We start from the raw sequence: 9,073 nt of genomic DNA on the forward strand, positions 1-9,073 counted from the left end.
ACCCTCTATCGCGCGAGTTCAACCCTCTATCGCTCGAGTTCAACCCTCTATCGCGCGAGTTCAGCTCCATATTGCTCGAGTTCCTGACCGCGTCGCTCGAGTTCAACCCTCTATCGCTCGAGTTCAACCCTTTATCGCGCGACTTCATCCCTCTATCGCTCGTCCAAAAGGACCTAAAAAAAGTCCCGCTCCTCTTTGAAGCTGTCAAAAGCTTAAAGGAGCATAAAAATAGCATGTGCACTCAAAAGAGGATGCACATGCTATTTTTATTTATTTTTTAAACATCGATTGGAAGGATCGAAGGATATCCGTAAAGAATAAAATCGTTAAAAGTCCGATAATGGTCATCGTATAGGACAAAGTGTCATCAAAAAAGGTTACCCCAAGCAAAACCAATACAATTCCGATATAAAATCCTGGATCAGAAAACGCAAGGGATTCCACGTCATCCATCTTCATTTTATTTTGCAACTTTTTATCGCTCCTGATCAGTTCGTCTATGGTTACAGCAAATAGATCACTCATTTGAATTAGATTTTCAATATCCGGATAACCCTTATTAGACTCCCATTTATACACGGCTTGACGTGAGACATTTAATTCCTTCGCTAATGCCTCTTGGGACATGCCACTTTCTTCCCTTAGCCGCTTTAACTTATCACCAAATGCATCACCCAAATCACCACCTCCTCCAAAAAGCCTACACCAATCCCTTTGATTGTGGAATAAACGTGTCGTAAAAAAATGTAAACGTAGGGTTTACAACCCGCATACTTCCTTTACTTCCGCTGGATCTCCATCCATTCGATCAGGAACGTTTCAGTAATTTATTCAATTTATTTCGATACCCAAAATATGGCATCCCCGTAAAAATAAGAGCGATTAGTGACAAATAACCAAGAATCAGGCTGCCATTTCTAATCAGTGCAGGAACCCATCCATAACTGCCTAACGCGCCAAGGAACATGAAGGTGAATGTAATGATCAGCATGATGAAAGCAGCCTTCCCCATTTTTTTCTTTTCCGTTTCATACTTTTCAATCATTGTTTCTTTGTCTGAATAAATGGGGGCTGTCCCGACTGGTGCATAAAAAAGATGAATGCTGTTTCCAGATGAGCAGACATGCGACCATCCAGCCGCTTCAAAATACGCGAAGTAATCTTCATCTGCATCCATTTGATAATCAAGGGAATATTGAATCGTTGCCGGCTCTCCTTTTTGTAATCGATAACCAAACGGGGCAAAGCCTTCTAATATCCAGCCCTTTTTGGCATACTTACTTAGCTTTTTCATATCCTTTTCTTCAGAAAACGCCAACCCACCACTGGAAACATATTTTGTCTGTTTCATGCTAATGGCTCTCCCTTCTCTTTGAACATTTTCTCCGCATGGCGCACCATCTCTTGTCTGCGCTTCACTTCCTTTTTCAAAAGCTGCACACCTTTTTTGGTTGTGATATATGTTTTTTTGCGTCGATCGCCTTCATCAACCAGTTCGATTAATTCTGCGGAAAGTAACTTTTGGATCGTTGTATACATAGACGCCGGTCCTACAATAAAATTGCCATTTGTCATGGTTTCAATTGATTTCATAATGAAGTATCCATGTTTTGCTTCCATTAAAGACACCAATATATAAAACGGCGTATCTGTGAGTTCCTCCATTTCTGTTGTATATCGTGCCATCGCAATTATCCTTTCTTATATCATATGATGATATATCGTTATGTATAATATATCATCATATGATATAAATGTAAACAATATGAAAAAGAAAAAGCACAATTCTGCAAAAGAGAATTGTGCCTTTCATTCATTTCCGTAACCGGAGAATAAAATCTTTCAAATCAACCATACGAGCGAACGCTGGTTTCGCCTCTGTTCCGGCAATGATCAGTGGGACAAGGGATTCCTGTCTGTGCAACGAGCCATGTGCCGCTCCCGCAAGATGAAAGGGTGTGGATTGCGCTTTAAATTCACATCCCGGTTTGGCATTCACAACAATAAAACGGCCGGAATGCGAATGCAGTACCCCGCGCAAACGAGCAAGTGCATCAGGATAATCCCCGTATGTTACCTTTTTATCCTTGGTCACATGCAAATCAAGAAGATCCTGCTCTCCTTCTAAGTGCCACGTTTGCTCATATAAATCCATATAATCTCCACCTGATCTGTACGTCAGGGAATTTTCATGCTTGCCAGATTCCACATGAATCATCCCTTCCTCTTTCCAGGCGATCACATCGATACGTTGATCTTTCTTTAGTTGTTGGACCACCTGAGACAGAGGAAGTTGATCATCCAGCACATAAATATAGGCCATCCGCTGATTAACAGTAATCGCAAGCTGATCTTTCCTGCGAACCGGTCGCTCCACACGCGCGATCCGATGTTTTTTCAAAATTTTACGTAAATCAATCATGACCTTCTTATATTTCGAACCTGTAGGAGAATGGCCGTTATCACCAATCACGATCCATATATTTTGATGGAGTGCCTCTTCCCAGCTTGGATACACATTGAGTATCTTTTGAATTTCCTTGTCAATTTTCGTAATCCCTTTTATATCCAAAGGCCCTTTAAAATGAATACGCGCGTCCATATCCTGAAAAATACAAAACGTAAAGCCCGGAAGCTTATTTTTCTTCATTAAATAGCGAAGTTCTTTCGCTGTATACTTATAATTGCCCGCTGCTATTTGTGTCGGGATGCCTCGCGGGCGAAGCTTGGAAAATACACCTAGTGAGAAAATCGGCGTTGTTTTGCTTGTCCATTCACCATCTTCAAATCGTGTTAAGGTGCTCAGCAAGCGCGGAACTTGAAGTTTTTTCGGTGTATTTCCACGGTAAACAAATGAATTAATGGATGCGGAAGGAATTCCCATATGCGCTAAGTCCTCATAAATCGTCGTCACTTCTCCACTCAAGTGTTCATTATTTAATTGATAAAGCATGTTATGAATGGAGCGACGCATCCCCATTCGAAGTGTTTCGCGAAACCCGGTTCCGTAATTAATAAACTGTTTCTTGGAAACATCAAACCAATTTAAGCCTGGTACCTTGTGTTGATCCGCATACGTCCCAGTCAAAAGACTGCTGTCAATCGTAACAGACATCGTGGGAAAGGACGTAACCATATCGGAAAAATAATTTCCTCTCTCCATCAAAAACTGCAGAGCCGGTGCACGTCCAGTCTGAGCAGCCGTTTCCAGTGGCATGGACATCAAGGAATCCATATTGAGCATTATAATTGGCTTATGTAATGGATATTGCTTCATCTTTTTCACCTACCTCCATACATATACCTTTAACTTATACAAAAGAAGCAGTTATATACACAAAAAATAGAAAAAACTGCCATCCCTACGTATGACAGTTTTTATATATAGGTGAAAAAGCAGTGGTATTTTTATGGATTGGTTGTCCAAAGTCCTGCTGTTTTTACAAATACACGTTTATTTAACTTCAGTTGTGAAACAATAAGTTCCGCCATATCTTCCGCCTGAAGCACATTGTCTTCATTCCCTTTTACTAAGCCTTCTTTGATGGCTAGATCGGTAACAACGGTACTTGGTGTTAATGCAGTAACACGAATATCATGCTTGCGCGCTTCCATTGCAAGTGATTCCGTCAGCCCAAGCACACCGGCTTTTGACGCACTATAAGCGCTCGTTACAGGACCACCTTTTTGCCCAGCAGTAGAAGAAATATTGATAATATCACCGGATTTTTGTTCTACCATTGTTGGAAATACTGCACGGGTGACATAGTACATACCGAGTAAATTGACTTGAATGATTTTTTCCCACTCAGCAGGATCAAGCTCCATAAAGCTTCCGAACTTAGCAATACCTGCATTATTGATTAAAATATCTATTTTCCCTAAACTATTTTTTAATTGATCAATCGTTTGTTTAACCTCTTCATTGGAGGATACATCCGCGGTACCAATGGAAACCGTAACACCTTCTTGCTTTGCTTCCTCTGCTACTTTTTCTAAATCCGCTTGTGTACGTGCCAACAACCCTAAATGAACACCTTCTTTAGCTAAAGCAAGTGCAGTCGCACGACCAATCCCCTTGCCAGCACCGGTGATGATTGCTGTTTTTCCTTGTAATGATTGTGACATAAGAACACTCCCTTAACATTAATCAACCCCCATTATACAATTTTTTATTTAAGAAGAAAGCAAATAGACTTATACTGAATTTAGGCAAAATTAACATTGCTGATTTTCTAACTCCTAGTCGCGCAAACTACAGCAGAAATCGAGCGAGCTGCTCTCTCGGACGAGCAATTTTCACATAATGGTGCGCAATAATCATGCGTGCGCGAGCAGCAACGACAAACAGTCGAGCAATAAAGCAAGAAAGTCGAGCAATAGGAAGGCATGCTCGCGCAATAAGGGAGGTAGGCCGAGCGATAACACGTGTGAGTCGCGCAACAAGAGGAGCTACTCGAGCGATATAGCAGAAAACTCGCGCACTAACCAATACAAATCACGGTACGACTTGAACATAAAACATCGAATCCCCTGCGTGAGATCAACATGCCTGGCAAATGCACATTCCCTTAGCTCCGATTTCTGCACAGACAAAGCCAATATTTTCACAAACCTCGACAATCTTCCATTTCATTTCCAAAAAAATTTGACGTTATTTCCCGGGAAATGATGAAATTTCTCGCTCTAACGTAATGAAAGCGAAGCGACTTTTATCCATGTAAAAAGCCGCTTCGCTTGTCACTTAAAATAGCTTATTTCGCTAAAATTGCCTTGCACCTGTCAGTTCCAATGGCTGAACCTTTTGTCACATGGTCACTCCTTCTGCGACTTTGATATTTCCTTCTCTTAATTGATCCACGACAATACTGTTAATCGCATTGATATAAGCGAGTGCACTTGCTTTCATAATGTTTGTATCGGTCGCTTTTGTCGTATACCTTTCCCCTTCATATTCCACTTGAATTTTAACTTTACCTTGTGCATCTATCCCTCTTGATACACTGTTAATATGGTATTCAATCAACTTCATATCCAATCCGCTAACTGCTTTGATCGCAGAATACACGGCATCGACTGGACCTGTACCCACTGCGCTGCTTTCCAAAACTTCGCCATCTTTTTTTACCTTTACACTAGCAGAAGGAAAATGATTATTACTGATCACTTGCAGATCCACCAGTTCATAAAAATATTGACTGAAGTTGGTTAAACCTTGATCCTGCGTGCTCTGCTCCCTGAAATAATTTTCAATGATCACGTACAGATCATGATCATACACTTCCTTCTTTGTATCCGCTAGTTCAATAAATCCTTCAAAAATTCCTTCGAACTGCGCTTCCGTTAAGTTTGTAAATCCTAATTTTTCAAGCGTATTTTTCACAGCGTGACGGCCAGATCTTGCAGTTAGCACAAGGTCCATATCGTCCATGCCCACTTCCTTAGGACTAATAATTTCATACGCATCCCTGGATTTCAGCAGCCCATCTTGGTGGATTCCGGATGAATGTGCAAACGCATTTTCCCCGGTAATTGCTTTATTCACCTGTACATCAAGCCCCATCAAACTGCTGATAAGCCTTGACGTGTTCATAATTTCTTTCGTATTAATTTTCGTATGCGCCTGAAATGCAGTCGGTCGTGTATTCATTGCCATGACAATTTCCTCCAGCGCCGCATTACCTGCACGCTCGCCAATCCCATTAATCGTACATTCCACTTTATCTGCACCATTTTTTACTGCAGCTAACGTATTCGCAGTCGCCATCCCCAAATCATTATGACAATGAACACTTAATAACACCTGATCATTGACGTTTTTCAGGCGATCATTCAGTTTAAAAATTAATTCACCAAATTCCTCCGGTTCTGCGTAACCAACCGTATCGGGAACATTAATCATCGTCGCCCCAGCCTTAACAACCGCTTCAATCGTTTGCCATAAATATTCAAAATCAGCACGAGAAGCATCCTCCGTGGAGTATTGCACCTCCGGCAAAAGTGTTTTTGCGTATTTCACTGCCTCCACACCGATATCTAATATCTTATCCTTTGATTTACCAAACTTCTTTTCCACGTGAATATCCGAAGCACCTAGCACAATATGGATTAATGGGTTTTCTGCATCTTTCACACTTTCGTACACCGCATCAATATCACCCTGTACTGCTCGGGCAAGAGCGGTAATCATGATATCGTCTGTATTTCCAACCTTCCTTGCAATATCTTGCACCGCCTCAAAGTCACCAACAGATGAGGACGGAAACCCTGCTTCAATGATATCTACCTGTAGCTTTTTTAATTGTTTAGCCACCTCCAATTTTTCAAATTTATTCAGCTTCGCCCCTGGTACTTGCTCTCCATCACGCAATGTTGTATCAAACGTCCATATTTTTCGACTCATGTATAAGCACTCCTTTTTAAACTATTTATAAAATTAAAAAAGCCCCGTCTCTATAGCTATATAGAGACGAGGCGTTACTCGCGGTACCACTCTAATTGATTAACAAATTGATCATTAATCCACTTCATTTTCGGTGGCCATCACCACCTATCTTCATAACGGGAGAATTCCGACATCCCCTACTTTTCTTTCAGGGAGTAGCTCTTGGATGAGTTCAAAGGAAGTAACTGCCGATTCGCACTACCCACCGGCTCCCTGAAAGATTACTAAACTTCTACTAGTTCCAATCTTCGCTCATAATTATTTAATTATTTGCAATCATATCTGAATTCTGATCCGTTGTCAACAAAAAATATCAGAAATTTATATTATTTTTTCTAATCTTTCTAATAGAAGTTGATGATGCGTATGATCATTGAAGTGGAAGCTTCGGCACTGGCAGCTGAGCGCCATAACAAACAAGATGAGCGGAAACTTTTCGACGTGCTAAATCGCTTTAAAAACAGCATGTTGGATAAAGAAAGTGTCGGTTCTGAGGCAGATTATGAATTCCACCTCACGCTAATCAAAGCTTCCAAAAATCCTTTTTTAGAACAAACATTTATGAATATACGAACTGTTCTTGAAAACTCATTACAATTTTCTCTATCCAAAAACATAGGAAAACCCAGAAAAAGAAAAGAGGTTTATCACGAGCATTTGAAAATATACGAAGCTTTTTGCGCAAGAGACATAGAAGCTACTAAAAAATACATGAAAGAACACTTAACGAACGTTAAAATAAAGCTTGAAACACGATATAAATAATTTGGTTTTCCTTCCGAACACGAAAGTGGTTTTCTGCCCCCGCAGAAAACCTTATCTTTTTGTTCTCCAGCCCGCGCAAGAATACGTCCTACTCGAGCAGTAACCAAGGCGAGGCGCGCAACAACCCAATGAAGGCGAGTAATAAAGACTCCAACCCGCGCAATACGTACTCCAAGTCGCGCAGGCACCATACCTGGCTCAACCTCCACTGTACATTCCCATAAAAAAATCCACCATTTATCAAACGCTCATCACACATGGTGGATCTTACTTTATATTATCCTATGGAGCATTCACCCGCTCCTTTTTCCCAGATGCCTGCTTGGCAATAGCTGAGAACACGATCACGGTTAAAATGAGAATGCCTAAGATTAAAAACGCATTGCTATACGCATGGAAAGGACTATCGCTAAGCGGATTCCATTTTCCCATATCCAATGTTAATACACGGCCGAATATAGCTGTTCCAATTGCCATGCCTACATACAAGAGTAAATTTAACATGCCCATGCCAGCCCCGACTTCTTCCATATCCAATGATTTACTTGCAAAACTTGTAATGGCTACTTGATTGATGGAGTAACTGACATATTCAAAGAAAATCGCAAACATCACCCAAATATAGGAATGTCCAACAACCGTTGAAATCAATAGGAAAACAGCGGCCATGATAAGCGTTGCCCAGCGCACCATCATCGAAGGGCCATATTTATCTGTCATATTCCCAATTGGACCGCCGGCAAAGGCTGATAATACAGCACCAGGGAAAATAATAAGTCCTGCCCATGCTTCATTTAAGCCATTCACATGGATCAGCATAAGCGGAAGAACAAAATAAGCAGCGATATGGCATAAATTTACCATAAAAACCATTAACGCTGACATACTGTATGGAATATTTTTAAATATTTCAATCCGAAAGAAAGGATCTTTACTTCGCTTACTTTGCCATGCCATCATCAAGCCAAATATAGCTGCCAAGACAAGGAATGATAGGTGAATTTGCACACTGAGGAGCAGAAACAGCGCAGTTAAAACGCATAAAAAAGCTCCGACAACATCGATATGGCCACTGGAGGTTGTTTCCTTTGGTGTAAAGCGCCACAGCAAGGGCAATCCAACAACACTAAACAAAGAAAGTCCAAATAAAATTCTCCATCCTAATAAATGCGTCAGATATCCTCCAACTAACGGACCAAAACCAGCCCCAAACGTAATACTCGACATGATAATTCCAATTAATAATCCTCGTTTATGTGGAGGGTAAAATTTTGCAGCCATTACCATGCTGACCGACGGAAATGCTCCGGCACCAGCACCTTGGATCATGCGAGCGATGACAATCATCCAAAAGTTTTGGCTCAAAATGCCAATCAGTGATCCAGCCGTAAGTATCCCAATCCCGATCATCATGAGCCAACGCGTCGGGTAGATATCTGCCAACTTACCAAACGTAATCGCGGAAATTCCGGTAAATAGGATAAATCCTGAAGTAATCCAGCTTGCTTCTGAAGAATTCAAATCAAACGTATTCGCAATTTGTGGAATACCAAGATTAAACATATTAATATTTAAGGAAGCAAACAAGGTAATAAACCATGTTGTCGCTATTAAAAATTTCAACTGTTTCTTCACACGTCATCACATCCTTTCCTGCTGTAAAAACCTAAAATGATATAAGAGTACATTTTAACATTCCAGAGAAATTCACTCAATATAAAGGCATGGCTGGAACTTAGATAAGGCTAATTTTCTAGCTCCCTCCTGCAGGTCGAGCAAGAATAGCGTAAACTCGAGCGATAACCACGGGAAGTCGCGCAACAACCGTGGCATCTCGAGCGGCAAAGCATCCCACTCGCGCAA

The 9,073-nt window shown here is 41.0% G+C and carries 10 protein-coding genes and 1 other annotated feature; of the genes, 3 read left to right on the plus strand and 7 right to left on the minus strand.

Features of this window, described 5'->3' with window-relative positions; genetic code table 11:
- A partial coding sequence (locus GZ63_RS18520; protein WP_226374458.1) for a hypothetical protein occupies positions 1-281 on the plus strand: 281 nt, incomplete at its 5' end.
- Here the strand turns inward: GZ63_RS18520 and GZ63_RS0115035 are convergent.
- The 5 genes from GZ63_RS0115035 to GZ63_RS0115055 form a co-directional block, all read right to left on the minus strand.
- Positions 271-678 carry a helix-turn-helix transcriptional regulator gene (locus tag GZ63_RS0115035; RefSeq protein WP_029270969.1) on the minus strand — a complete coding sequence of 136 codons (408 nt, stop codon included), beginning with the start codon at positions 676-678 and terminating at the stop codon, positions 271-273. The genes GZ63_RS18520 and GZ63_RS0115035 overlap by 11 nt on opposite strands.
- A gap of 130 nt (positions 679-808) precedes the next feature.
- Complete coding sequence (locus GZ63_RS0115040; protein WP_029270971.1) at positions 809-1,351, minus strand: DUF2812 domain-containing protein; 543 nt, start codon at positions 1,349-1,351, stop codon at positions 809-811.
- On the minus strand, positions 1,348-1,686 hold the full coding sequence (locus tag GZ63_RS0115045; protein WP_029270973.1) for a PadR family transcriptional regulator: 339 nt from the start codon (positions 1,684-1,686) through the stop codon (positions 1,348-1,350). Before GZ63_RS0115045 ends, GZ63_RS0115040 begins: the two co-directional genes overlap by 4 nt.
- Before the next feature lie 127 nt (positions 1,687-1,813).
- Positions 1,814-3,277, minus strand: a complete 1,464-nt coding sequence (locus GZ63_RS0115050; protein WP_029270975.1) for an alkaline phosphatase family protein — start codon at positions 3,275-3,277, stop codon at positions 1,814-1,816.
- 131 nt (positions 3,278-3,408) lie between these two features.
- Positions 3,409-4,128, minus strand: coding sequence for a 3-ketoacyl-ACP reductase (locus GZ63_RS0115055; RefSeq protein WP_029270977.1), 720 nt, complete (start codon positions 4,126-4,128; stop codon positions 3,409-3,411).
- Positions 4,129-4,322: 194 nt separating this feature from the next.
- Between GZ63_RS0115055 and GZ63_RS17985 the strand changes: the two genes are divergently transcribed.
- Positions 4,323-4,469, plus strand: coding sequence for a hypothetical protein (locus tag GZ63_RS17985; RefSeq protein WP_156947751.1), 147 nt, complete (start codon positions 4,323-4,325; stop codon positions 4,467-4,469).
- A gap of 338 nt (positions 4,470-4,807) precedes the next feature.
- Here GZ63_RS17985 and GZ63_RS0115060 read toward each other — a convergent pair whose 3' ends face one another.
- The gene (locus GZ63_RS0115060) at positions 4,808-6,403 is read right to left on the minus strand and encodes a 2-isopropylmalate synthase (RefSeq protein WP_029270979.1); all 1,596 of its coding nucleotides are present in this window, start codon (positions 6,401-6,403) and stop codon (positions 4,808-4,810) included.
- Between the two features lie 59 nt (positions 6,404-6,462).
- Positions 6,463-6,703 (minus strand) — a binding site (T-box leader).
- Between the two features lie 102 nt (positions 6,704-6,805).
- On the opposite strand from GZ63_RS0115060, the gene GZ63_RS0115065 reads away from it, so the two are divergent.
- Positions 6,806-7,210 (plus strand): FadR/GntR family transcriptional regulator, encoded by a 405-nt coding sequence (locus tag GZ63_RS0115065; RefSeq protein WP_051681516.1) that lies wholly within the window; start codon positions 6,806-6,808, stop codon positions 7,208-7,210.
- Between the two features lie 282 nt (positions 7,211-7,492).
- Here GZ63_RS0115065 and GZ63_RS0115070 read toward each other — a convergent pair whose 3' ends face one another.
- Positions 7,493-8,845 carry an MFS transporter gene (locus GZ63_RS0115070; protein WP_029270983.1) on the minus strand — a complete coding sequence of 451 codons (1,353 nt, stop codon included), beginning with the start codon at positions 8,843-8,845 and terminating at the stop codon, positions 7,493-7,495.
- Between the last annotated feature and the right edge of the window lie 228 nt (positions 8,846-9,073).

It is taken from the genome of Virgibacillus alimentarius (genome assembly GCF_000709085.1).
GTDB lineage: Bacteria > Bacillota > Bacilli > Bacillales > Amphibacillaceae > Virgibacillus_B > Virgibacillus_B alimentarius.